Origin of the sequence: Sphingobium fuliginis (assembly GCF_004152845.1) — a bacterium.
GTDB classification, from domain to species: domain Bacteria; phylum Pseudomonadota; class Alphaproteobacteria; order Sphingomonadales; family Sphingomonadaceae; genus Sphingobium; species Sphingobium fuliginis.
On sequence record NZ_SEON01000009.1, the window covers coordinates 1 to 24,449 of the forward strand.

The window sequence follows — 24,449 nt, forward strand, 5'->3', positions numbered from 1 at the left end:
ACGAACTCCCGCAGCCGCTCCCACTGATCATCCCGCAGCACTTCGCCTTCCACGCCAGCCTCCAAAAGCCAGCCTTGAATCACAAATCCAAACCGTCGTGAATCCCTAAAATGTCACTACTGCCTAGGGCGCGCTGCGTTGAATCGGGCCCGTTGCCGCCATAAGGCGTGCCGTGCCCCCGCGCTTGCGGGAACACGGCATCGTCCTTGGCTGAATTAACGCAACTTCGCGATGTTCAGCCCATCCTGCTTGGCGCGGGCCTTCACGGATTCCTCGCTGCGGGTCAGGGCCTTGGCGATGGCTTTCAGCGCCATGCCCTTCTTCGCCAGCGTGTGGAGCTTTTGCAGCTCGTCCGCCGTCCAGGGTTGCTTGTGACGCTCGAAGCGGTCGCCGGCCATCGGATTTCCTTCTAGAGCAGATTCCGATCCGATTGCGTCGGCTCGACTGCTCTAAGTTTTTGTTTTGTCGCGTTTTCCGAGTCAGCAGATGATTCCATCTGCTTGGAAAACGCTCTAGGTGACCGCTCCGGCCCGCTCCCCCACCTGGCCACCCATGTGATACTGCCCTTAGGTGGCCGGGTGGGGGAGCGAGCCGGAACCGAACGGTTTCAGCCTCGCTGAAACCGCAAAAGACGTCAATCCGCGAAGGGATCGCGGACGAGGATGGTGTCCTCGCGCTCGGGGCTGGTGGAGACGAGCGTGACCGGGCAGCCGATCAATTCCTCGATCCGGCGGATATATTTGATCGCCTGCGCGGGCAGTTCGGCCCAGCTCCGGGCGCCTGCCGTCGTGTCCTGCCAGCCTTCGATCGTCTCATAGACCGGTTCCGCCTTGGCCTGGTCCTGCGCATGGGCGGGCAGATAGTCGAAGCTCTGGTCCCCGATCCTGTAGCCGACGCAGATCTTCAGTTCTTCGAAACCGTCCAGCACGTCCAGCTTGGTAAGGGCGATGCCGGTGACGCCCGATACGGCGACCGACTGGCGCACCAGCACGGCGTCGAACCAGCCGCAGCGGCGCTTGCGGCCGGTGACGGTGCCGAATTCATGGCCGCGCTCTCCCAGACGCTGGCCGACGTCATTTTCCTGCTCGGTCGGGAAAGGACCGGAGCCGACGCGGGTGGTATAGGCCTTGACGATGCCCAGCACGAAGCCCGCGCCCGATGGGCCAAGGCCGGTGCCGCTCGCCGCCGTGCCCGCCACGGTGTTGGACGAGGTGACGAAGGGATAGGTGCCATGGTCGATGTCGAGCAGCGTGCCCTGCGCCCCTTCGAACAGGATGCGCCTGCCTTCCGCCTTCGCCTTGTTCAGCGTCAGCCAGACGGGCTTGACGAAGGGCAGGATGAAGCCGGCGATGTCGCGCAGCTCCGCCATCAGGGCGTCGCGGTCGATCGGCGCTTCGTTGAACCCGGCGCGCAGCGCGTCGTGATGCGCGGTGAGGCGGTCGAGTTGCGGGCCCAGATCGTCCAGATGGGCGAGGTCGCAGACGCGGATGGCGCGGCGGCCGACCTTGTCCTCATAGGCCGGGCCGATGCCGCGGCGGGTGGTGCCGATCTTGCCCGCGCCCGAAGCATCCTCCCGCAGGCCGTCCAGGTCGCGGTGGAAAGGCAGGATCAGCGGGCAGGTTTCCGCGATCTGGAGATTGTCGGGCGTGATCTCCACGCCCTGCCCCTTCAGCTTCGCGACCTCGTCGCGGAAGTGCCAGGGGTCCAGCACCACGCCATTGCCGATCACCGACAGCGTGCCGCGCACGATGCCGGAGGGGAGCAGGGAGAGCTTGTACACCTTCTCGCCCACGACCAGCGTGTGGCCGGCATTGTGGCCGCCCTGGAACCGGGCGACGACGTCGGCGCGTTCCGACAGCCAGTCGACGATCTTGCCCTTGCCTTCGTCGCCCCATTGGGCGCCGATCACGGTCACATTTGCCACAGTTACAGTCCTCCGCCCGCCGCGCGGACCGGCCATGCCCTTCGACGGGACTCGGCATGCCGGTGGGATAGGGTGGACGCCCCGGTTGATGATGGCCGTCCTGTGCGGGGCGCGCGTTAGCGGGGCATGGCGGGCGCGTCAAGGCGAAGGGGTTACACTTTGATACAGCGGGATGGCTTTACGCGGCCGGCCGGTCTGGCAAGCTTCCGCTCGGGAACGCGAAAGGGCGGCTGAATGCGGCAATTGACGACGGGAGCGATGCTGGCCCTGATGCTGGTCGCATCGGGCAGCGAGGCGCAGGGCCTGCGCGAACGCTGGCGGGCGCGGATGGCGGAGGGGCAGCAGAATGCGCCGGGCGGACAGACCATGGCCTATGGCAGGGATGGCCTGCAGGTTCTGGACTATTGGCCCGCCCAATCGCAAAAGGCGCCACTGGTCGTCTTCGTGCACGGCGGCGGGTGGAAACGCGGGAGCAAGGACAATGCCACCGGAGCCGCCAAGGCCGAACATTATCATGGGCTTGGCTATGCCTTCGCCTCCGTCGACTACAGGCTGGTGCCGGACGCGACGGTGGAACAACAGGCGCAGGACGTGGCCGACGCGCTGGCCTTCCTGCGAGCGAAGGCAATGGACCTGGGCTTCGATGCGGACCGGATCGTGCTGATGGGGCATAGCGCGGGTGCGCATCTGGCCGCATTGGTGGGGACGGACATGCGCTATTTCGCCAAGGCGGGGCTGAGGCCGGATGCCGTGCGTGGGGTGATCCTGCTGGACGGCGCGGCCTATGATGTCGGCAGGCAAATGGCGGAGGGCGGGCGTTTCATGGCGGGCACCTATGAACAGGCCTTCGGCACCGATCCGGCGCGGCAGAAGGCGCTGTCGCCGACATTGCGCGCCGGGCAACCCAATGCGCCCGGCTTCCTGATCCTGCATGTCGACCGCGCGGACGGCACGGCGCAGTCGGAGGCGCTGGCGGCGGCGCTGCGCAAGGCGGGAACGCCGGTGGAGATGACTGCGCTGGCGGGCCGGGGCCTGCGCGGGCATATGCAGATCAACCGGGCGATGGGCGATCCCGGTTATCCCGGAACCGCCATCGTCGACCAATATCTGAGCCGCCGCTTCGGTCAGTAAGGCCGGGGTTCTGCGCCGTCGAGCCAGTGGGAGCAGCGCAGCGTTTCGCCATTCTCCTCCCCTGTCAGCGCGGCGATGGTCTGCCAGCCTTCGGCGCGCAACTGCGCCGCGCGCGCGGCGTCATGGTGCAGCGGCAGGAACAGGCGCTTGGGGGATTGGCCGCCGAAGCCGGCATCGATCAACGGATCGGGATAGAGGGAGAAGCCCATGGCCGGTTCCTCCGACCCGTCGGCGCGGATGATCGCATAGCTGCCGCCCCGGCCGATCTCTCCGGTGAAGCCGTCCGCGAAGATCGAGAAGCCGAACCAGTTCTGATATTCGAAGCCATGCCGCTCGGTGGGATCGAGCGTCAGGGTGATGTCCCAGCCGATGGGCCTGGCAATGGCGCGCAGGCCGGCGATCCGGCTGTCGATGGCGCCGCCCAGTTCCGCGTTGAGCGCTTCCAGACGCTCCATCGCCGCGTGGAAGGGGCCGGTGCCCTCTATCAGCGGCAGATAGGCGGCGGCGGCCGGGCTGATCGCCGCGAGCGCGCCCGCATCCTTGGCGTCCAGCTCGGCGCGGACGGCTTCTATCTCTTCCGGGGCGAGAGGCAGCGGACCGGCGGCCAGCGTGTCGATCAGGTCCGGCAAGGTGAAGTCGATGGTGATGCCGGTGACGCCCGCCGCCTGCAGCGCTTCGATGGCGACGTTCACGATCTCCACGGCCGCGGCGACGCTGTCGCTGCCGATGAGTTCGGCGCCGACCTGGAAGCGCTCCCGTTCCGGCCGAAGCTGATTCGCGCGCAGGCGGATCACCGGCCCGGCATAGGACAGGCGCAGCGGACGCGGTGCGGCAGCCAGCCGGGTGGCGGCGATGCGGCCCACCTGCGCGGTCATGTCCGGACGCAGCGCCAGGCTGCGCTGGGATACGGGATCGATGGCGCGGACAAGATCCTGCGCCTTCATCGATTTCAGGCGGCCGACCAGCGAATCCTCGAACTCCGCGATCGGCGGCATCACCCGCTCATAGCCATGGGCGGCGACGGTATCGAGCACGCGGCGCGCAAGACGCGCGGAAGCCTCTGCCTGCGGCGGCAGGCGGTCGGAAAGTCCTTCGGGAAGAAGGCCGGGCGGGATCGTGGTCATGGGCTGGCCTTTAGCGGATTATGCGCGCAAGGCCAGCCCGAACCATATCAGGCCCGAACCGTGCCAGGCCCGAACCGGTGTCAGGCCCGAACCGGTGTCAGGCGAAGCGGAGGAGCTTCACCGTCTTGACGCCTGCCAGCTTGCAGATGTCGTTGAGGACGGTTTCATTGACCACGCCGTCGACCGACAGCAGCAGCACGGCTTCACCGCCCTGGTTGCGGCGGCCAAGGTGGAAGGTGCCGATGTTGACGTTCGCCTCGCCCAGAGTGGAGCCCAGGCGGCCGATGAAGCCCGGCGCGTCCTGGTTGACGATGTAGAGCATGTGCCCCGCAAGATCCGCCTCGACCTTGATCCCGAACAGTTCGACCAGGCGCGCCTGCGCATTGCCGAACAGCGTGCCGGCGACGGATTTGTCGCCGCCTTCGGTCTTCACGGTCACGCGCACCAGCGTCTGATAGTCGCCCTCACGGTCATGGCGCACTTCGCGCACGTCGAGGCCGCGTTCCTTCGCCAGGAAGGGCGCGTTGACCATGTTCACCGTGTCCGAATAGACGCGCATCAGCCCGGCCAGCACCGCGGCCGTGATCGGCTTCTGGTTGAGTTCGGCGGCATGGCCCTCGACCTCGACCGAGACGCTCTGGATGCGGTCGCCCTCAAGCTGGCCCACAAGGCTGCCCAGTTCTTCAGCCAGCGCCATATAGGGCTTGAGCTTCGGCGCTTCCTCCGCCGACAGGCTGGGCACGTTCAGCGCATTGGTGATGCCGCCGTCGAGCAGATAGTCGCTGAGCTGTTCCGCCACCTGGAGCGCGACATTGACCTGCGCTTCGTCGGTCGACGCGCCCAGATGCGGGGTGCAGATGAAGTTCGGCGTGCCGAACAGCGGCGATTCCTTCGCCGGCTCGGTCACGAACACGTCGAGCGCGGCGCCAGCGACATGGCCCGAATCCAGCGCTTCCTTGAGCGCGGCTTCGTCGATCAGGCCGCCGCGCGCGCAGTTGATGATGCGCACGCCCTTCTTCGTCTTGGCCAGATTTTCCTTGCTCAGGATGTTGCGGGTCTGGTCGGTCAGCGGCGTGTGCAGGGTAATGAAGTCCGCCTTCGCCAGCAGCGTGTCCAGATCGGCCTTTTCCACGCCCATCTCGACGGCGCGTTCCGGGGTCAGGAAGGGGTCGAAGGCGACGACCTTCATCTTGAGGCCCAGGGCGCGGCTGGCGACGATGGAGCCGATATTGCCCGCGCCGATCAGGCCCAGCGTCTTGCCGGTGACTTCCACGCCCATAAAGCCGTTCTTCGGCCACAGGCCCTGCTGCGTCTGGGCATTGGCTTCGGGCAACTGGCGGGCCAGTGCGAACATCAGCGCGATGGCGTGTTCGGCGGTGGTAATGGAATTGCCGAACGGCGTGTTCATGACGATCACGCCCTTGGACGAGGCGGCCGGGATGTCGACATTGTCGACGCCGATGCCGGCGCGGCCGATGACCTTCAGATTGGTGGCGTGGTCGAGAATGTCCTTCGTCACCTTGGTCGAGCTGCGGATGGCGAGGCCGTCATATTGGCCTATGATCGCCTTCAGCTCGTCCGGGGTCTTACCGGTGATTTCGTCGACTTCCACGCCGCGCTCCCGGAAGATCGCGGCGGCGCGGGGGTCCATCTTGTCGCTGATGAGTACCTTGGGCATCTGTGTTTCCTTTGGAAATATGCCCGTCATCCCCGCGGAAGCGGGGACCCATCTCCCATAAGAAGCCTCAAGCGGGACGTTCAGGAGATGGGTTCCCGCCTTGCGCGGGAATGACGGCTTCAAATAGAGATCAAGCAGCCTTGACGGTGGCGTAGGCCCAGTCGAGCCAAGGCCCCAGCGCTTCGATGTCGGCGGTCTCGACCGTCGCGCCGCACCAGATGCGCAGGCCCGCCGGGGCGTCGCGATAGCCCGCGACGTCGTAGGCGGCGCCTTCCTTCTCCAGCAGGGCCGCGAAGCTCTTGATGAAGGCTTCGTCGGCGCCCTCGACGGTCAGGCAGACGCTGGTGGTCGAGCGGGAGGCGGGATCGGCGGCGAGATGGCCAAGCCAGTCGCGTTCCTCGACGATCCTGTTCAGCGCCGCCGCATTGGCGTTGCTGCGCGCGATCAGCCCCGTGAGGCCGCCGATCGACTTGCCCCATTCCAGCGCGAAGATCGCATCCTCGACCGCCAGCATGGAGGGGGTGTTGATCGTCTCGCCCTTGAACACGCCCTCGGCCAGCTTGCCCTTCGAGACCAGGCGGAACACCTTCGGCAGCGGCCAGGCGGGGGTGTGGGTTTCCAGGCGCTCGACCGCGCGGGGACCGAGGATCAGCACGCCATGGCCGCCCTCGCCGCCCAGCACCTTCTGCCAGGAGAAGGTGGCGACGTCGATCTTGGTCCAGTCGATCTCATAGGCGAAGACCGCGCTGGTGGCGTCGGCGAAGGTCAGGCCTTCGCGGTCGGCCGGAATCCAGTCGGCGTTCGGCACGCGCACGCCGGAGGTGGTGCCGTTCCAGGTGAACAGCACGTCATGGGCGAAGTTCACACCGTTCAGGTCGGGCAATTGGCCATAGTCGGCGCGGATGATCGTCGGATCGAGCTTGAGCTGCTTGGCGGCGTCCGTCACCCAGCCCTCGCCGAAGCTTTCCCAGGCCAGCGTCGTCACCGGACGGGCGCCCAGCATCGTCCACATCGCCATTTCGAAGGCGCCGGTGTCGGAACCCGGCACGATGCCGATGCGGTGGGTTTCGGGCAGGTTCAGCAGCTCGCGCATCAGGTCGATGCAATAAGCGAGGCGGGTCTTGCCGATCTTGGCGCGGTGCGAGCGGCCGAGGGAGTCGGCGCTCAGCTTGTCGGCGCTCCAGCCCGGAGGCTTGGCGCAGGGACCGGAAGAGAAATAGGGGCGCTCGGGTTTCTTGGCCGGACGGTTGGCGGGCTTTTCAGCAGGCGCAAGGGTGGCGTCAACGGCAGTCAGGTCAGTCATGTAATGCGTCTCCTTACAGAGAGCACGCGCGGCGTTGGGACCGCGTGGCCCGCTGGCCGCCCTAAAGTCTCCGGCCAAAGAGTCAAGTTGAATGTCTGGACGCGATGAACCGAGCATGCCGTTAACCCTTGGGCCAGCCGGACGTGGTAAATGGTCCCGTCATGATCGAGCGGGTTAGGGGGAAAGCGATTTTTCGCGGCCTGGCGCTGGCGGCCGCAGCGGCTGCCGCGCTGACGCTGGCAGGCTGCGGCGGCGACCTCGTCCCGCGCGGCCGGGTGGAACGCCCGGCAAGGCCCGCGAAGACCGCCCGGCCGGCCGCCCCGCCGCCCATGGAAGTGCGGCAGTGCATGGCGAAGCTGCAATCGCAATCCGTCCTCTTCACGCCCCTTCCAGACCAGAATTTCGGCGGCGGGTGCAGCGCCTATGGCAGCGTCAAGCTGCTCGACATCGGCGTGCCCGCGACCAATCTAGGGGCGATGACCTGCAATCTGGCGGCCAATTTCGCGGCCTGGGCCCGCTTCGGCGTGCAGCCTGCCGCCCGGTTGATCCTGGGGGCGGAGGTAGAGAAGATCGAGACGTTCGGCACCTATAATTGCCGGCCGATCGCGGGCAGCGGCAAGCTGAGCGAACATGCCCACAGCAATGCGGTCGACGTGTCGGGATTCGTGCTGAGCGACGGGCGGCGCATCACCATCCAGAACGACTGGAACGGCGACCGGCGCGTCCGCCAGTTTCTGGAGATCATCCACGCCAGCGCCTGCAAGCGGTTCCGCACGGTGCTGAGCCCCGATTACAACGCCGCCCATCACGACCATTTTCACTTCGACATGGGCGGCCGCGGCGGCTTTTGCCGCTAAGCGGAAACGGGAACGCGGCGGCTTTTGCCGCTGGGCGGGCGGAAGAAGCGGGCCGAACTTAACGGCATTTAATCTTAACCGCCTTGGCTTTGCCGCCTTGGCCGCCTACCTTGGTGAAAATGACCAGAAAAGAAATCGAAGAACGCAAATTCCGCCCCGCCCGTCAGGAAGCCGCCGACGCCCGCAAGGGGGTGGAAACACCGCAGACCAGCAGCGCTGCCTACCGCCTGGCCTTTCAGGACACCGAATTCCTGCTGCGGGAGGATTTGCGGCCGGTGCGGTTCCAGCTGGAATTGCTGAAACCCCAATTGCTGATGGACGAGGCGAAGATCGAATCGACCTTCGTCTTCTACGGATCGGCGCGCATTCCCGAACCGGAGCAGGCGCAGGCGCGCATCGACGCCGCGACCACGCCCGAACAGCGGCGGATCGCGGAAAATCTGGGCAAAAAGGCGCGCTATTATGACGAGGCGCGCAAGCTGGCCCGGATCGCGGCGCAATATCCGGTGAACGAGGCGGGATGCCGCCATTTCGTCGTCTGCTCGGGCGGCGGCCCCTCGATCATGGAGGCGGCCAATCGCGGCGCCGACGATGTGGGCGCCGCCACCATCGGCATGAACATCGTGCTGCCCCATGAACAGGCGCCCAACCGCTTCGTCACGCCGGAGCTGAGCTTCCAGTTCCACTATTTCGCGCTGCGCAAGATGCATTTCCTGCTGCGGGCGCGGGCGCTGGCGGTGTTCCCCGGCGGCTTCGGCACGTTCGACGAGATGTTCGAACTGCTGACGCTGATCCAGACCGGCAAGATGAAACCGATCCCGATCCTGCTGTTCGGGCGCCAATTCTGGACGCGCGTGGTGGATTTCGAGGCGCTGGCGGACGAAGGCGTGATCTCTCCGTCGGACCTCAACCTGCTGACCTGGGTGGAAACGGCCGAGGAAGCGTGGAAAGCGGTGCAGAGCTTTTACCAGGATTCGGAAGCGCCGGGCTGCGGGTGATGCGCGTCGCGCTCCTGCGCGCGCAGGAGCGTGGTCGGGATTGGCTGTCGGGAAGTAGGCCATGGCCCTTGCCCTGCCCGCCGCACGGGACTAGGGCCCGGCCATGCGCGCCGATCTCGCCCATGTCGACACCTGGATCTTCGATCTGGACAACACGCTCTACCCGGCGAAGGCGGACCTTTTCGCGCTGATCGACGTGAAGATGGGGGAGTTCATCCAGGGCCTGCTCGGCTGCGATCCGGTCGTCGCGAAGGAAACGCAGAAGCGCTATTTCCTGGAGCATGGCACCACCCTGTCCGGCCTGATGCACCATCATGGGATCGAGCCGCACGCCTTTCTGGACTATGTCCACGACATTTCCATGGACCGGCTGGAGGTGGACGAGGCGCTGAACGCCCATATCGCGGCGCTGCCGGGGCGGCGGCTGATCTTCACCAATGGCGACGGCGCCTATGCGACGCGGGTGCTCGACAAGCTGGGCCTGACCGGCGCATTTGAGCTGATCCACGACATCCATGCCTGCCAATATGTGCCCAAGCCCGATCCGTCGGGCTATGCCGAACTGTGCCGGATGCACCATGTGGAGCCGGGCCGCGCCGCCTTTTTCGAGGATATGGCCCGCAACCTGCGCCCGGCCAAGGCGATCGGCATGACCACCATCTGGGTCAATAACGGGTCCGAGGCGGGCAATCACGAGCATCATCCCGACTTCATCGACTTCGAAACCGACCATCTGACGCCGTTTCTGGCGGATATTTTTGGGGAGCAGCCATGAGCAACGAACTGATCGCTACCATCGACGCCGCCTGGGAGGACCGGGCCAATGTCAATCTGCAGACGCAGGGCGAGGTCCGTCAGGCGGTGGACAGGGCGCTTGCCCTGCTGGACAAGGGCGAACTGCGCGTGGCGGAGCCGGTCGCTGAAGGCTGGCAGGTCAATCAATGGGCGAAGAAGGCGGTGCTGCTGTCCTTCCGCCTCAACGACAATGTCATGATCGACAACGGGCCGGGCGCGGGCCATTGGTGGGACAAGGTGCCGAGCAAGTTCGCGGGCTGGGACGAGGCCGCCTTCCGCGCCGCCGGTTTCCGCGCGGTGCCGGGGTCGTTCGCCCGCGCGGGCGCGCATATCGCCAGGAATGTGATCCTGATGCCGAGTTTCGTGAACATCGGCGCCTTCGTCGATGAGGGCACGATGGTCGATACCTGGGTGACGGTGGGAAGCTGCGCGCAGATCGGCAAGAATGTCCATCTGTCGGGCGGCGTCGGCATCGGCGGCGTGCTGGAGCCGTTGCAGGCCGATCCGGTGATCATCGAGGACGACTGCTTCATCGGCGCCCGGTCCGAAGTCGTGGAGGGCGTGCGCGTCGGCAAGGGTTCGGTGCTGTCGATGGGCGTGTTCATCGGCATGTCCACCAAGATCATCGACCGCGCCACGGGCGAAGTGTTCATCGGCGAAGTGCCGCCCTATTCGGTGGTCGTGCCCGGCTCGCTGCCCGGCAAGCCCCTGCCCGACGGGACGCCGGGGCCGAGCCTTTATTGCGCGGTGATCGTGAAACGGGTCGACGCGCAGACGCGGTCGAAGACCGGGATCAACGAGCTGCTGCGGGATTGAAGGCTGCCTCACTCCCCTCCCCTGAAGGGGAGGGGCTTATTGTGAGGTGAAGGCTTCCCCATTACATAACCCCCATGCCGCCATCCACGCCCGACAATAGCCCCCTTCCGCCCGTCTGGGCGACGATGCGGCGCTTCTTTCCCTATCTCTGGCCGGCCGACGCCCCGGCCCTGCGGCGGCGCGTCGCCATCGCCATGGCGCTGGTGCTGGTGGCGAAGGTCGTCAGCCTTGCCATGCCCTTCGCCTATAAGGGCGCGATCGACCGCATGGCGCCGGGAATGGAATCCGGCGCGGGCCTCGCCATCGCCTTGGTCGTCGCCTATGCGGGCGCGCGCTTCGGCAGCGTGCTGTTCGACAATCTGCGTAACGCCATTTTCGAGCGGGTCGGGCAGGAAGCCGGACGGCGGCTGGCCGACGATGTGTTCGTCCACCTGCACCGGCTGTCGCTGCGCTTCCATCTCGACCGGCGTACCGGGGCCGTCACCAAGATCGTCGAGCGCGGCACCAAGAGCATCGATACGATGCTCTATTTCCTCCTCTTCAACATCGCGCCGACGGTGCTGGAACTGGCGGCGGTGTGCGTGATCTTCTTCGTGAAGTTCGGAGCCGGGCTGGTCGCGGCGACGCTGGTCATGGTGGCGCTCTATATCTGGTTCACCCGGACCATCACCGAATGGCGCAACCAGCTTCGCCGCGACATGGTGGACATGGACACCAATGCGGTCGCCCATGCCGTCGATAGCCTGCTGAATTTCGAGACGGTCAAATATTTCGGCGCGGAGGAGCGCGAAGCCACCCGTTACGGCAAGGCGATGCGGCGGTACGCCGACGCGGCGGTGAAGTCGGAAAACAGCCTTGCCTGGCTGAACATCGGCCAGTCGCTGATCACCAACCTGATGATGGCGGGGGCGATGGGCTACACCGTCTGGGGGTGGAGCCACGGGCAGTTCTCGACCGGCGACGTGGTGCTGGTGAACACGCTGCTGAGCCAGCTTTTCCGGCCGCTCGACCTGTTGGGCATGGTGTATCGCACCATCCGCCAAGGGCTGATCGACATGGAGGCGATGTACAGGCTGATCGACACGCAGGCGGAGATCGGCGACGCGCCCGGCGCGCCGATGCTGCATGTGGAGGCGGGCGAGGTGCGCTTCGACCATGTGCATTTCGGCTATGATCCGGAGCGGGAGATATTGCACGGGGTGAGCTTCACCGTGCCCGCCGGCAAGACATTGGCGATTGTGGGGCCTTCGGGCGCGGGCAAGTCCACCATCGCGCGGCTGCTGTTCCGTTTCTACGACATACAGGGCGGGCAGATCAGCATCGACGGGCAGGATATTGCCGCGGTGACGCAGCAGTCCCTGCGTTCAGCGATCGGCATCGTGCCGCAGGACATGGTGCTGTTCAACGATACGGTCGGCTATAATATCGGCTATGGGCGCGAGGGCGCGACGCAGGAAGAGATCGAGGCGGCGGCAAAGGCTGCATCGATCCATGATTTCATCATGGGCCTGCCGCAGGGCTATGAGACGCGGGTGGGCGAGCGGGGATTGAAGCTGTCCGGCGGCGAAAAGCAGCGGGTGGCGATTGCGCGGACGTTGCTGAAGGACCCGCCGGTGCTGGTGCTGGACGAGGCGACCAGCGCGCTCGACAGCCGGACCGAGACGGAGATTCAGGACGTGCTGCGCAGCATTGCGCGCAAGCGCACGACGCTGATCGTCGCGCACCGGCTTTCCACCGTGGTCGATGCCGATGAGATCATCGTCATGGAGAAGGGCTGCGTGGTCGAGCGCGGGCGGCATGGCGATCTGGTGCGGGCGGACGGGCTTTATGCGGCGATGTGGGCGCGGCAGGCGACCGAGCGGGACGATATGCCGGTTGAGCCGGGGATCGAGCCGAAGATCGAAGATGTGTTCGAGGTGGTGGAAGGGCTTGGCGGGAGAGGGTGACGGCTGATTGGGGTGGAATCAGGACATTCCCCCTCCCGCAGGCGGGAGGGGGCTAGGGGGTGGGCTGGCGCGGCATCTGCGTGAATTTTCAACGGCTAAGCTGGAAGCTCGCTACGCTCGCACCCACCCCTAACCCCTCCCGCCTGCGGGAGGGGAAGGTCTTGGATTGGCCAAAACCCGCCGGAACACCTCAGGCCGGTTGATTTTTGCCGCCTCACCCTTTATCCTCCCCTCTCGCGGACCGGGCCCCTCTGGCGCGCTTTTCCCAGCGCGTGATGTCGGACCGCATCGGACTATCCGATGCGCATGGCGGTCTGGCTCACCCCCTCCCCGATTCATGGCAGCGGATTTCTCCGATCGACCTTTGTCGTTGAACGAGAGGAGCATATCCCATGGAATTTCTCGTCACGGACTGGCTGGGGACGCCCGCCTGGTTCTGGCTCGCCTTTTTCGCCATCGTCGTGGCGCTGACCGCCTTCGACCTTGGTTTCCTGCACAAGGAGAATAAGGAAATCGGCATCAGGGAGAGCCTGAAACTTTCCGTCTTCTACATCAGCATCGCCTGCGCATTCGGCCTCTGGGTCTGGTTCGTCCGCGGGCCTGAGCCGGGCATGCAATATTTCACCGGCTTCTTCATCGAGAAGGCGCTGTCCATCGACAATGTCTTCGTCATCAGCCTGATCTTCTCCACTTTCGCGATTCCGGCGAAATATCAGTATCGGGCGCTGCTCTGGGGCATCATCGGCGTGATCGTGCTGCGCGGGCTGATGATCGCGGGCGGGGCGATGCTGCTGCATCAGGCCTATTGGGTGCTGTACCTGTTCGCCGCCTTCCTGATCTTCACCGGCATCAGGATGATGTTCACCGGGGACAAGCCGATGGACGTCGGCAACAATCCGGCGATCCGCTTCATTTCCCGCCATATGCGGGTGACGCCGGAGCTGCATGGCGAGCATTTCCTGGCGCGCATGACCGATCCGAAGACCGGCCGGGCGGTGACGGCGGCGACGCCCCTGCTGCTGGCGCTGGTGGTGATCAATTTCGCGGACCTGGTGTTCGCGGTGGACAGCGTGCCCGCGATCTTCGCGATCACGACGGACACCTTCATCGTCTACACGTCGAACGTGATGGCGATATTGGGCCTGCGGGCGCTCTATTTCGCGCTGGCGGCGATGGTGCACCGCTTCCACTATCTGAAATATGCGCTGGCCACGATCCTGGTGTTCATCGGAGCGAAGATCTTCGTGGCGGATTTCCTGCTGGATGAAGGGAAGTTCCCTCCGGCGCTGAGCCTGGGCGTGACCTTTGCGCTGATCGGCGCGGGGGTGGGCTGGTCGCTGTGGAAGACGCGGGAAGAGGGAAGGCGGGTGGCGTAAGCGACACCTCGGCCTTGCGTCCAGACCTTATGCCGGGAGATGGATCCCCGCCTGCGCGGGGATGACGGACATGGGTTAGGGGCGGTCAGGAGGTGAGGAAGCGAGCCGCGACTTCGGGGGGAACCCGGAGGATGCGGCCCGTTTCACGGTCGATGATCGCCCAGGTGGACTTGGCCGCGACCTTCACCTTGCCGTCCGGGCCGGTGAATTCCATGTGCCGGTCGAAACGGGCGCCACGCGGGCCTTCGGGAATCCACGTGCGGGCGGTGACGGTTTCGCCTTCCCGAACATTGCCGCGATAGTCGATCTCATGCCGGGTCACGACCCAGACATAGGCGTCGAGATGCTCCGGCGCGGCGTCGCGGGTCCAATGCTCGGTGGCGACCTGCTCCATCCACTGGACCCAGACAGCGTTGTTCACATGGCCGAGTATGTCGATATGCTCCGGGCCTGCGGTGAATTGGGTGGTGTAGGTGGAGGACATTATCCTCTCCCTCCGTTCGGGCTGAGCCTGCCGAAGCCCCTTCCTTCTTCGAGAAAAGAGAGCCCCTTCGACAAGCTCAGGGCGAACGGAGGAGAGGCGGGCGCCTTCATGCCTCGTCTATGCCCAGTTGCCAGAGGATGAAGGCGAATTCCTCCGCCGTTTCGTGGAGGCTTTCGAAGCGGCCCGACTTGCCGCCATGGCCCGCGCCCATATTGGTCTTGAGCAGCAGGATGTTGCCGTCCGTCTTGGTGGCGCGCAGCTTCGCCACCCATTTGGCCGGTTCCCAATAGGTCACGCGCGGGTCGTTGAGCCCCGCCGTCACCATCAGCGGCGGATAGGCCTGGGCGCTGACATTGCTGTAGGGATCGTAGGACAGGATCGTCTCGAACGCCACCTTGTCCTCGATCGGATTGCCCCATTCGGGCCATTCGCCCGGCGTCAGCGGCAGCGTTTCGTCCAGCATGGTGTTGAGCACGTCCACGAAGGGCACATGGGCCACCACCGCGCCCCACAGGTCGGGGTCCGAATTGATGACTGCCCCCATCAGTTCGCCGCCCGCCGATCCGCCGGAAATGCTGATCCGTCCCTTCGAGGTGTAGCCACGCTCGATCAGCCCCTTCGCCACGTCCACGAAATCGGTGAAGGTGTTGGTGCGCTTGTCGAGCTTCCCGTCCAGATACCATTGCTGGCCAAGGTCGTCGCCGCCCCGGATATGGGCGAGCGCAAAGGCGAAGCCCCGGTCCAGCAGCGACAGGCGGCTGGTGGAAAAGCCCGGCTCCATCGCAATGCCATAGGCGCCATAGCCATAGAGGTGCAGCGGCGCGCTGCCGTCGCGGGGCAGATCCCTGGGATAGACGATCGACACCGGGATCGGCGTGCCGTCGCGGGCCGGGATCATGAGACGCTCGGTCGCGTAGCGGGTCGCATCATAGCCGGAGGGAATCTCCTGCACCTTCAGCACTTCCAGCTCACCGGTGGCGAGGTGATAGTCGTAGATGGTGTCGGGCGTGACCATCGATTCATAGCCGATGCGCAGCTTCGTCACGTCATATTCGGGATTATCGTCCAGCGACGCCGAATAGCTCGCCTCCGGGAAGGGAATGCGCCTGGCGCTGTGGGTCGGATAGTCGCGCAGTTCGATCTGGTCGAGGCCGTCCTGCCGCCCCTCCGTGACGTAGAAGCCCTTGAACAGCGTGAAGTCGGTCAGGTAGAAATGCGCGTCCGGGGCGATCACTTCGGCCCAGTCGCCGGGATTTTCCAGCGACGCCTTCACCAACCGGAAATTGGGATGCGTGTCGTTGGTGCGGATGTAGAGCGTGCCCTCATGCTCATCCACCTCATATTCGCGGCCCACCTTGCGCGGGGCGACGAGCAGCGGCTGGGCGGTGGGATTGTCGGCGGGGAGCAGCCAGACCTCGCTGGTCACATGGTCGCCGGTCGCGATCACGATCCATTTTTCGGATGAGGTGAGGCCGACCGAGACGCGGAAGCCCTCATCATCCTCATGGAAGAGTTCGACGTCGCTTTCCACCGGCTGGCCCAGCCAGTGGAGGCGGGCATTGTCGGTGCGCCATTGTTCATTGGCGATGCCGTAGAGCAGGCCCCTGCTGTCGCTCGTCCAGACCAGCGAGGATAGGGTATCGGGGATCACCTCCGGCAGGATTTCGCCGGTGAAGAGGTCCTTGATCCGCGCCTCGAACCGTTCGGAGCCATTATTGTCGATGGCATAGGCGAGGTAGCGGCCGTCCGGGCTGACCGACAGGGCGCCCAGGCGGAAATAGTCATGCCCCTCCGCCAGCGCGGGTTCGTCCAGGATGAGCTGATCCTCGGCGCCGTCGTCCCGGGCGGCCACGGGTCTGCGATACCATTTGCGATATTGGGCGCCGACCTCGAACGCGCGCCAGTAGATATAGTCGCCGTCCTTCTGCGGGACCGAGCTGTCATCTTCCTTGATGCGGCCCTTCATCTCCTCGAACAGGCGGTCGGTCAGCGCCTTGTGCGGCTGCATCGCGGCCTCGAAGAAGCCATTCTCCTCCTCCAGATAGGAGAGCACGTCCCTGTCCTTCACCTCCGGATAGCCGGGATCGCGCAGCCAGGCATAGGGGTCCTGCACGGTGATGCCGTGACGGGTGAAGCTGTACGGGCGGCGGGCGGCGGCAGGGACTTGGGCGGGAACGGTCATTCAATGTCCTGATCTGGCGAAACTGTGCTGGTCTGCTTATGTTGGCGGCCATAGGCCCTGCGCAAGAGGGCCGGCAAGTCCAAGGGAAATTTGATGTCTAGCTATGAAGACCGGCTGAAAGCCCTGCGCGCCCAACTGGTGCGCGATGAATTGCATGGCTTTGTCGTGCCGCTGACCGATGAGCATATGAGCGAATATGTCGGCGCCTATGCGCAGCGGCTGGCCTGGCTGACCGGTTTCCAGGGGTCTGCGGGCAGCGCGGTGGTGCTGCCGGAGGAGGCCGCGATCTTCGTGGACGGCCGCTATACCTTGCAGGTGCGCGAGCAGGTGGATGGCGCGCACTGGCAATATGAGAGCGTGCCGCAAACCTCCGTCGCGGCGTGGCTGGGCGAGCATGCGCCGGTCGGCGGACGGATCGGCTATGATCCCTGGCTGCATACGCGCGCCTGGGTGAAGGCCGCGAGCGAGGCTTTGGCCGAACGCGGCGCGGAACTGGTGGCGGTGGACACCAATCCGGTCGACGCCATATGGCCCGACCGCCCCGCGCCCAGCGACGCCAAGCTGGTAGTGCATGAGGACCGCTATGCCGGGCAGTCGGCGGCGGAGAAGCGGCAGGCCATGGCCGACTGGCTGGTGGCGAAGCATGCCGATGCGGCGGTGCTGTCCGCACTCGATTCGCTGGCCTGGACCTTCAACATCCGGGGCAAGGATGTGGAGCGGACGCCGGTCGCGCTCGCCTATGCCATCGTCCATGCCGATGCGACCGCGGACCTCTATGTCGCGCCGGAGAAGATCGACGAAGCGGTGGTGAAGCATCTGGGCAATGCGGTGCGGGTGCATGACCGCAAGGCGTTCGCGGATGCGCTGGCGGGCTTTGCGGGCAAGACGGTCGCCGCCGATCCCGAACGGGCGGTGGCGGCGATCTTCACGGGCCTGGAGGCCGGCGGCGCGCATGTGCTGGCGTTGCGCGATCCGGCGGTGCTGCCCAAGGCGGTGAAGAACCCGGTCGAGATCGCCGGGCACAAGGCGGCGCAGGCGCGGGACGGCGCGGCGCTCAGCCGTTTCCTGCACTGGATCGCGACCGAGGCGCCCAAGGGCGGCGTCGACGAACTGGGCGCGGCGGCGAAGCTGGAGACGTTCCGCAAGGAGACCGGGCTGCTGGAGGACCTGTCCTTCGACACCATTTCCGGAGCGGGCCCCAATGGCGCGGTGGTGCATTACAGGGTGGAGGAGAAGACGAACCGGCCGATCGAGACGGGCAGCTTCTATCTGGTCGATTCGGGCGGGCAATATCGCGACGGCACGACCGACGTGACCCGCACCGTCGCCATCGGCACACCGACGCAGGAGATGAAGCGCCGCTTCACGCTGGTGCTGAAGGGGCATGTCGCCCTTGCCCGCGCGCAGTTTCCCAAGGGGACGCGGGGCGGGCAGCTCGACGTGCTGGCGCGTCAGTTCCTTTGGGCGGAAGGGCTGGATTATGCCCATGGCACCGGGCATGGCGTCGGCAGCTTCCTGTCGGTGCACGAAGGGCCGCAGCGGATCGCGACCTTCGGCGGCGGGGACGAAGCGCTTCAGGCGGGGATGATCCTTTCCAACGAGCCGGGCTATTACAAGACCGGCGAATATGGCATCCGCATCGAGAATCTGGTGCTGGTCGAACCCCGCGACGTGCCGGGAGCGGAGCGGGAGATGCTGGGCTTCGAAACGCTGACCTTCGCGCCCATCGACCGGAACGCGATCGCGACGGAGTTGCTGACGGACGAGGAGCGCGCATGGCTGGATGCCTATCACGCCCGGGTGCTGGAGATCGTCGGCCCGCAGTTGGAGGGCGGCGCGCTCGAATGGCTGAAGGCGGCCTGCGCCCCGCTATAATGGATCGGAATTACCCCTTGGCGCCGTCGGGGTGTCGGGGGGTTTCCGCGTCGCGCGATTCGCGGGATTGTGCCTTGCGGCGACGCAGATTGTCCCGCAACGCCTGCGCCAAGCGCTCTTTCCGTTCGTCCTGACCGTTTGTCATGGCCCGCCCATAATCAAATTGCATCTTCTGCCGCAAGCCGCCTTGACATGGCGCGAGGAGGCAGCCATAGGCCCGGCTCCGCCGACGCGATAAGCCGGATGGAACTGAAAATAGTGCTGCCGTAGCTCAGTGGTAGAGCGCATCCTTGGTAAGGCTGAGGTCGCGAGTTCAATCCTCGCCGGCAGCACCATTTTTCCTGATCTGTCTGTGATGCAGATTTTCCCAAAGCCGAAATAAGCGCCTGGCTTGAACGGGTGCGCAAGTATCGTCGCGGAGCCATCACCCGGATGGCAGTGGACGATATACCGCCAGCCAGCCAAATATATACCGTCATTCCCGACGGTCATAGGCCTATGGAATATAGGGGAAATGGTGCCGGGGACGGCATCGAACTAGAACTTCAAGTATTTGAATAAAAGTGTATTTATTCCGCTTGACATTTGACGATACCATGAAAAATGCCATCAAAATTCGTTCATTTTTAGTTCGACGTTTGTTCACGCTAAGTCGCAGCTATTTTACGGCGAAGCGCTTCTCCGGCGACGCTTTTGTCAATTTGCGCGAAGATGTCCAGAAGAGCTTTCTCAAGCGTCGTCCAAGCATTTAATTTATTGATCAAATCATACACTTGACAACTCGCCATAGGCATCAACAGCATGATCTGGATTGGTAGAGACGGTTAGACGTATATGGTCGAGAATGATTGAGACCTGGCGCTTGGCAATTCGCATTTGGGCTTGGGATGATTTGCTCAGTCCGCTTTCGAGAGCGGAACTGGAAAAGCGGACGTTAAGGCCACTCTTGGAGCACCGGTTAGAAGCTGAAAGGGCGCATTGCGCCGACATCACGGACCTTCCCGGGAAATCCCCTGCTTGGAGGGTGGTCATCATCGACCTATATAACCCGATCGTGGGGGCACGAAGTCTAAGGACAACTGGGAACTCCATCGACGCAAGATTTTGAGGGCGCTACAGCTGTTACGGTGATGGCAGGTGTCAGCAGGGGGGGTGACATTGGGGCTTGGAAACGTAAGACCGCTTACCAAATGTCGATCCAATGGCGCGCCATACACGCGCCGCGTAGACGTCGAAGAGGATCTAAAGAGGCTCGTCGCATTGCCGCGTGAGAAGATTGTCGCCGCCCTCAAGATTCGCGACAGGTCGTCACCGCATTATCTGAAGTCGGAATGCATTGTCTATCTGATACGGGAGACGCGTGCCAATAATGACGAGCGATATTTCGACGAACTTTTCAGGGAGCTGATGCGCCGCATCGATGCCTCCTTGCCTCGCGTCGTCGGCGAGCGGGCCAATGGGTCGGAGAACGTCCATGCCGCAGCCGCGCGAGATCATATCACTGGCAAATTCATCGGTAATTTGGTTGAAGACCGATCCAGCCCTGGATCTTGGCTAGACTATTATGAGGTCATGTTTGCCGACGCCATCGCTGGGCTCCGCACAACATATATGTACCGAGCTAGGAGAGATTCCGCCCGCAACGAGCCGATCGCGGCCGACGATGAAACTAACGAGCCATCACTCGCCGTCGAACGCGCCGTTGGGAGTTTCGACATCAAAAAGGAACTGCTTTCCGAAGACCCAATTTACCGGTCGCGCCTCATTGCAGCGATAAGGAACCTACCAGACAAGCACCGCAGAGTTATCGAGCTGACCATGACGGAAATGCCCATCGATTCGTCCGACGATAGTGTCATGACGATCCGAAAGATGATCGGCGTCAAATCCGAGAAGACCGTTCGGAATCGACGCGATGAGGCTCACCGAATGTTACGCGAGGCTCTGTCGATTGGAGACCACAATGACTGACAGCCATGACGCCGCCGAGGATATCCTCCTCGCGTTCGCGGTCGAGCCACGGCGAGATAGCGCGACATTGGAGCGCTATCTTAAAGCATATCCCGATCTTGCCGACCAACTGATCGACCTGTCTCTCGAGCTGCGACTTCAGCATGCGACCGAGGAGATGACAGCGCCGACCGACGAAGCATGGGTCGAAGCCTCCCTCGCAGCCTTCCGGGTGGCTTCAAGTTCCCAGGCGTCCGAGCCTGTCGTCGATCCCTTCGCAAGCATCAAGCCCGTCGAACTCGTGGCTATACGCCAGTCGCTCGGTGTGCCCAGTGGTGTCATCAGGGGCTTCAGCTCCAGACTAGTCGACATAGTCAGCGTGCCCGGATCGTTCATCGACGCCCTCGCGCAGGAACTGCGGACCACTGCTGACAACCTGCGCCGCTTCATGGCGGGGCCGCCCCGCCTCGAGCTCGGAGTCAGGTACAAGGCCGACAAGGCCCCGGCTGCCGAGCAGGAGAAGATCTCGTTCGAGGATTTGCTCAAGCAGAACAAGGTTCCGGACGAGCAACTCCAGCGGCTTCTTGCATCGCGAGACTGATCCATGGACGCTGTCGAACTCGCGCGGCAGCGTGCCGCGGCGCTTCATAAGAAGGTGGTTTCGAAGGGCGCAGACCCGTGGAATCCGGAAGCGGTAGTCGCAGTCGTCGCAGCCGATCTGGGACTCGACATCGAGCCGGTCGAGCCAGGTAGCGCCGTCCTCGACGGTGGTCGGGCCCAGTTCGACCCGACCTACAGGGCCATCCGACACGAGGATGCGGGCTCGACTTTCTACAAGGCCTTCCTCGTGGGTCACGAACTCGGTCACGCCACACTTGGCGATGACCGCGTCGAGCATGTGGCGCACGACGTTGATCCGACGCGACCGTCCGAGGCGGCACCGGTCGGTGAGGATCGTGTCGTCGATTATAGTCGGCGGCAGCGCCGTGAGATCCAGATGGACCTCTTCGGTCGCGAACTCCTACTGCCGCGCGGATGGGTGCGGTCGCTCCATCTGGAAGGGATGACGGCCTCGCAGATCGCCGAAAAGATCGGCGCTCCATACGATGTCGTGGCACTTCAGCTTCTTGACGCCCTGCTCCTCCCGCAGATTGAGCTTGAATCAGAGGAAGTTGAGGCCAAGCCGCCCAAGCCCCTCAACAGCGAGCAGCGCGACGCTGCGGCACACCGTGGCATACCCTATCTTCTGGAAGCCGGTCCGGGGACGGGCAAGACCCAGACGCTGGTCGGACGGGTGGCCGGCCTCGTCGACGAAGGCATTGATCCGCGCAAGATCCTCATCCTGACATTCTCGAACAAGGCCGCTGGAGAGCTGACCGAACGCATCGCTGATCTCCGTCCCGAGGCGGCCCCGGCAATGTGGATCGGCACGTTCCATGCATTCGGTCTCGACCTTGTGCGCCGGTATCACAGTCGGCTGGACTTCCCCAAGGAACCCAGGATGATGGATCGCAGCGAGGCGATTACCATCATGGAACGAGAATATCTCGCTCTCGATCTGGTGCACCATCGGGAATTCATGAATCCCGACCGCCCTCTCAAGGACATGTTCACGGCGATTTCGCGCGCCAAGGACGAAGTAGCCGATGCCGATCGCTACGCCGCCCTTGCAAAAGATATGCTGGACAGGGCGACCGATCCGGCCACACGCCAAGCGGCAGAGAGCTGTGCTGAAGTGGCGCTCGTCTACCGAAGATACGAAGAACTGAAGCGCGGCGAGTGCGCGGTCGACTTCGGCGACCTAGTGGCCCTGCCCGTGAAACTCCTCGACTCCGCGCCCGATGTCATCTCCATCCTGCGCTGTACCTACAGCCACATCCTCGTCGACGAGTATCAGGACGTAAACCGAAGCAGCGTGCGGCTCCTCCAGCATCTGACGGACGGTGGACAGAACCTCTGGGCCGTCGGCGATGCACGGCAGGCCATCTACCGATTCCGTGGCGCCTCCTCTTTCAACATGTCGCGGTTCAGAAGCGAGGACTTCCCCGGCGGCACCGGCAGTCGTCTCCGGCTCAACTATCGGTCGACACCAGAGATCGTCGGGGCCTTCTCCCGTTTCGGCGCCACCATGCAGGCCGGCACCACCGATGCAAAGCTCGACGCTCATCGACCGTCCAGCGGAATATCGCCTGAACACGTGAGCTTCGGCGACAACGACGATGAGGCGGCAGCCTTAGCCGATGAGATCCTGCGCTGCTCCCAGGACGTGGCCTTCCGGGACCAGGCCGTGCTCTGCTCCGGCAACGATCGGCTCAATCGCATGGGACGTGAACTGGAGCGTCGCGGTATACCGGTCCTCTATCTGGGAAACCTCTTCGAGCGGCCCGAGGTGAAGGACCTGCTGTCCGTCCTGTCACTGCTCGTTGACCGGCGCGCAATGGGCCTCGTTCGCAACCCCTCGCTGCCGGATTTGGCAACAGGCATCAGCCTGAAGGGTGCCGCGGCAATGGTTGGCCATCTTCGGCTGACCGAAGCTGACCCACTCACGTGGACCGGCGTCTCACCGTCGATCCCAATGCTCGATGCGGCCGATATGGCGGCGGTGAATAAGGCTAGGGCCATGGTCGCCGGCTTCGATAGTGGCTCGAAGCCCTGGACTGTGCTTGCGCAGGTCCTTCTGGACCGTACGCGCGCCGCAGCATCTCTAGCTTCAGCGGACGATGTGGCCAGCCGATCGATGGGCGTCGCAGTCTGGCAGCTGATGGGCTTTCTGCGGGCTGAGCGTCCAGGACCGGGGCTGCCAATTCAACGCACTCTCGATGGCATCAGGCGACTAATCCAGCTCGCCGATGAGCGGGACCTTCGCCAACTGCCCCAGGCGGCGCAAGGCATAGACGCGGTCCGGCTCATGACCATCCATGGGAGCAAGGGGCTCGAATTTCCCGTCGTTCACGTGATGGGGCTGAACAAGAACAGCATGCCGAACTCGTGGCGAAAGCCTGCCTGCCCTGTGCCCGATGGCATGATCGAGGGCGGTAAGGGTGGCACGATGGAGATAGGTGCCGCCGATCACGCTATCGAGCAGGAATGCTTGTTCTATGTAGCCACCTCCCGCGCACGCGACCGGCTCCTGCTCTATTCGGCAAGGCAGACATCAGCAAAGGCGCGACGTGATCCATCGGCCTTCATCGGCAAGCTGGGCATCAGCGCCATGCGGAAGGCGAAGGACAACACCAACCAGTGTCCTGATCCAGACGATCTGCCGCTGCCGATCACCCTGGGTTCTGCTATCAGGATCACGATTGCCCAACTGAACCTTTATGAGCGCTGCCCCCGTCGCTTCCTCTACACCCATGTCCTTGGGGTGGGCGGACGACGTACACCCACGACCATGACGAGGATGCACGACCTGGTGCGTGACGTCGTGACGGAGATCGCCTCTACGCAGCCCTCCTCGACCTCACTCGGCGATATGGAGGGGCTACTGGAGCAGCGCTGGTCCGAAGGGCCGTTGGCCGGTGAGGAGTATCGGAAGCACCGCGACGTGGCAGCGACGCTTCTGCAGCGGTTCGTGAGGATGAGGGCGGGCACGACTCGGATGAGCGCCGTGGACCTCAAGGCGACTATCGGAACGAACACGATCACGGCAGAGGCGGACGATGTCGTGGCCATGGCTGGCGGACGGCATGCTGTCCGCATGGTCAGAACAGGACACACCTCGTCGTCGACCGGAAAGAGTCTTGCGGATGCCGCCTTTCAGATCGCAGCATCTTCCGCTCTGCCGGGATGCAGTGCCGAGATCGTTCACCTCGGGGACGACGAATTATCAACGCCGGTCGCCTTCAATCCGAAACAGCTCGGCATAAGGGGTGAGAAGCTGGTCGAGATGTTCACGGCCATGGGCAAAGGGAGCTTCGCACCCGATCGGTCGGATCGCATCTGCCCGTTCTGCCCTGCCTTCTTCACCTGCGGTCCGGTGGTTGACGGCAGCCTGGAAAAAAATCTCTGAC

The 24,449-nt window shown here is 64.1% G+C and carries 18 protein-coding genes and 1 tRNA gene; 12 read left to right on the forward strand and 7 right to left on the reverse strand.

Annotated elements, in window-relative coordinates; genetic code table 11:
• Positions 1–215: 215 nt before the first annotated feature.
• On the reverse strand, positions 216–398 hold the full coding sequence (locus EWH10_RS18375) for a hypothetical protein (RefSeq protein ID WP_007685461.1): 183 nt from the start codon (positions 396–398) through the stop codon (positions 216–218).
• Positions 399–634: 236 nt separating this feature from the next.
• Positions 635–1,924 (reverse strand): adenylosuccinate synthase, encoded by a 1,290-nt coding sequence (locus EWH10_RS18380; protein ID WP_044661237.1) that lies wholly within the window; start codon positions 1,922–1,924, stop codon positions 635–637.
• A 327-nt stretch (positions 1,925–2,251) separates the two neighbouring features.
• Between EWH10_RS18380 and EWH10_RS18385 the strand changes: the two genes are divergently transcribed.
• Positions 2,252–3,055 (forward strand): alpha/beta hydrolase, encoded by an 804-nt coding sequence (locus EWH10_RS18385; protein WP_229742739.1) that lies wholly within the window; start codon positions 2,252–2,254, stop codon positions 3,053–3,055.
• On the opposite strand, the gene EWH10_RS18390 is transcribed toward EWH10_RS18385, so the two are convergent.
• The 3 genes from EWH10_RS18390 to EWH10_RS18400 all read right to left on the reverse strand — a co-directional run bounded on the left by EWH10_RS18390 (position 3,049) and on the right by EWH10_RS18400 (position 7,160).
• Positions 3,049–4,179, reverse strand: coding sequence for an ATP phosphoribosyltransferase regulatory subunit (locus EWH10_RS18390; protein WP_044661236.1), 1,131 nt, complete (start codon positions 4,177–4,179; stop codon positions 3,049–3,051). The two genes, EWH10_RS18385 and EWH10_RS18390, sit on opposite strands and share 7 nt — an antisense overlap.
• 97 nt (positions 4,180–4,276) lie before the next feature.
• Entirely contained in the window at positions 4,277–5,857 is a 1,581-nt protein-coding gene (gene serA, locus EWH10_RS18395; protein ID WP_025551844.1) for a phosphoglycerate dehydrogenase, read from the reverse strand.
• 130 nt (positions 5,858–5,987) lie between these two features.
• A complete protein-coding gene (locus tag EWH10_RS18400) occupies positions 5,988–7,160 on the reverse strand; it encodes a phosphoserine transaminase (RefSeq protein WP_065846884.1) in 1,173 nt (390 codons plus the stop codon).
• A gap of 161 nt (positions 7,161–7,321) precedes the next feature.
• Between EWH10_RS18400 and EWH10_RS18405 the strand changes: the two genes are divergently transcribed.
• From EWH10_RS18405 to EWH10_RS18430, 6 genes are all read left to right on the forward strand, one after another.
• A complete protein-coding gene (locus tag EWH10_RS18405; RefSeq protein ID WP_044661234.1) occupies positions 7,322–8,017 on the forward strand; it encodes an extensin family protein in 696 nt (231 codons plus the stop codon).
• 119 nt (positions 8,018–8,136) lie between these two features.
• Positions 8,137–9,015, forward strand: a complete 879-nt coding sequence (locus tag EWH10_RS18410) for an LOG family protein (RefSeq protein WP_044661233.1) — start codon at positions 8,137–8,139, stop codon at positions 9,013–9,015.
• Positions 9,016–9,118: 103 nt separating this feature from the next.
• Positions 9,119–9,790: a pyrimidine 5'-nucleotidase gene (locus tag EWH10_RS18415; RefSeq protein WP_025551838.1), complete on the forward strand. Its 672-nt coding sequence runs from the start codon at positions 9,119–9,121 to the stop codon at positions 9,788–9,790.
• Positions 9,787–10,626 carry a 2,3,4,5-tetrahydropyridine-2,6-dicarboxylate N-succinyltransferase gene (gene dapD / locus EWH10_RS18420; RefSeq protein WP_044661232.1) on the forward strand — a complete coding sequence of 280 codons (840 nt, stop codon included), beginning with the start codon at positions 9,787–9,789 and terminating at the stop codon, positions 10,624–10,626. The genes EWH10_RS18415 and dapD overlap by 4 nt, the downstream gene beginning before the upstream one ends.
• Before the next feature lie 74 nt (positions 10,627–10,700).
• Positions 10,701–12,572 (forward strand): ABCB family ABC transporter ATP-binding protein/permease, encoded by a 1,872-nt coding sequence (locus EWH10_RS18425; RefSeq protein ID WP_044661231.1) that lies wholly within the window; start codon positions 10,701–10,703, stop codon positions 12,570–12,572.
• A 392-nt stretch (positions 12,573–12,964) separates the two neighbouring features.
• The gene (locus tag EWH10_RS18430) at positions 12,965–13,948 is read left to right on the forward strand and encodes a TerC family protein (protein WP_044661230.1); all 984 of its coding nucleotides are present in this window, start codon (positions 12,965–12,967) and stop codon (positions 13,946–13,948) included.
• 85 nt (positions 13,949–14,033) lie between these two features.
• Here the strand turns inward: EWH10_RS18430 and EWH10_RS18435 are convergent, their stop codons facing one another.
• Positions 14,034–14,432, reverse strand: a complete 399-nt coding sequence (locus EWH10_RS18435) for an acyl-CoA thioesterase (protein ID WP_044661229.1) — start codon at positions 14,430–14,432, stop codon at positions 14,034–14,036.
• 106 nt (positions 14,433–14,538) lie between these two features.
• On the reverse strand, positions 14,539–16,614 hold the full coding sequence (locus EWH10_RS18440; RefSeq protein WP_044661228.1) for a S9 family peptidase: 2,076 nt from the start codon (positions 16,612–16,614) through the stop codon (positions 14,539–14,541).
• Positions 16,615–16,707: 93 nt separating this feature from the next.
• Here EWH10_RS18440 and EWH10_RS18445 point away from each other — a divergent pair, with 93 nt between their 5' ends.
• The 5 genes from EWH10_RS18445 to EWH10_RS18465 all read left to right on the forward strand — a co-directional run bounded on the left by EWH10_RS18445 (position 16,708) and on the right by EWH10_RS18465 (position 24,448).
• On the forward strand, positions 16,708–18,489 hold the full coding sequence (locus tag EWH10_RS18445; RefSeq protein ID WP_044661227.1) for an aminopeptidase P family protein: 1,782 nt from the start codon (positions 16,708–16,710) through the stop codon (positions 18,487–18,489).
• A 260-nt stretch (positions 18,490–18,749) separates the two neighbouring features.
• Positions 18,750–18,824, forward strand: a tRNA-Thr gene (locus EWH10_RS18450).
• 925 nt (positions 18,825–19,749) lie between these two features.
• Complete coding sequence (locus EWH10_RS18455; RefSeq protein ID WP_083199144.1) at positions 19,750–20,460, forward strand: RNA polymerase sigma factor; 711 nt, start codon at positions 19,750–19,752, stop codon at positions 20,458–20,460.
• Positions 20,453–21,040, forward strand: coding sequence for a hypothetical protein (locus tag EWH10_RS18460; RefSeq protein WP_065846878.1), 588 nt, complete (start codon positions 20,453–20,455; stop codon positions 21,038–21,040). Before EWH10_RS18455 ends, EWH10_RS18460 begins: the two co-directional genes overlap by 8 nt.
• Before the next feature lie 3 nt (positions 21,041–21,043).
• On the forward strand, positions 21,044–24,448 hold the full coding sequence (locus tag EWH10_RS18465; RefSeq protein WP_065846876.1) for an ATP-dependent helicase: 3,405 nt from the start codon (positions 21,044–21,046) through the stop codon (positions 24,446–24,448).
• Position 24,449 lies beyond the last annotated feature (1 nt).

Bases quoted from the DNA above. Each gene is read 5' to 3' on its own strand.
- EWH10_RS18465 (WP_065846876.1), top strand. From the start codon at position 21,044: ATGGACGCTGTCGAACTCGCGCGGCAGCGTGCCGCGGCGCTTCATAAG.
- EWH10_RS18400 (WP_065846884.1), bottom strand. From the start codon at position 7,160: ATGACTGACCTGACTGCCGTTGACGCCACCCTTGCGCCTGCTGAAAAG.
- EWH10_RS18415 (WP_025551838.1), top strand. From the start codon at position 9,119: ATGCGCGCCGATCTCGCCCATGTCGACACCTGGATCTTCGATCTGGAC.
- EWH10_RS18425 (WP_044661231.1), top strand. From the start codon at position 10,701: ATGCCGCCATCCACGCCCGACAATAGCCCCCTTCCGCCCGTCTGGGCG.
- EWH10_RS18430 (WP_044661230.1), top strand. From the start codon at position 12,965: ATGGAATTTCTCGTCACGGACTGGCTGGGGACGCCCGCCTGGTTCTGG.
- serA (WP_025551844.1), bottom strand. From the start codon at position 5,857: ATGCCCAAGGTACTCATCAGCGACAAGATGGACCCCCGCGCCGCCGCG.
- EWH10_RS18445 (WP_044661227.1), top strand. From the start codon at position 16,708: ATGTCTAGCTATGAAGACCGGCTGAAAGCCCTGCGCGCCCAACTGGTG.
- EWH10_RS18435 (WP_044661229.1), bottom strand. From the start codon at position 14,432: ATGTCCTCCACCTACACCACCCAATTCACCGCAGGCCCGGAGCATATC.
- EWH10_RS18375 (WP_007685461.1), bottom strand. From the start codon at position 398: ATGGCCGGCGACCGCTTCGAGCGTCACAAGCAACCCTGGACGGCGGAC.
- EWH10_RS18390 (WP_044661236.1), bottom strand. From the start codon at position 4,179: ATGACCACGATCCCGCCCGGCCTTCTTCCCGAAGGACTTTCCGACCGC.
- EWH10_RS18440 (WP_044661228.1), bottom strand. From the start codon at position 16,614: ATGACCGTTCCCGCCCAAGTCCCTGCCGCCGCCCGCCGCCCGTACAGC.
- EWH10_RS18410 (WP_044661233.1), top strand. From the start codon at position 8,137: ATGACCAGAAAAGAAATCGAAGAACGCAAATTCCGCCCCGCCCGTCAG.
- dapD (WP_044661232.1), top strand. From the start codon at position 9,787: ATGAGCAACGAACTGATCGCTACCATCGACGCCGCCTGGGAGGACCGG.
- EWH10_RS18405 (WP_044661234.1), top strand. From the start codon at position 7,322: ATGATCGAGCGGGTTAGGGGGAAAGCGATTTTTCGCGGCCTGGCGCTG.
- EWH10_RS18385 (WP_229742739.1), top strand. From the start codon at position 2,252: ATGGCGGAGGGGCAGCAGAATGCGCCGGGCGGACAGACCATGGCCTAT.
- EWH10_RS18460 (WP_065846878.1), top strand. From the start codon at position 20,453: ATGACTGACAGCCATGACGCCGCCGAGGATATCCTCCTCGCGTTCGCG.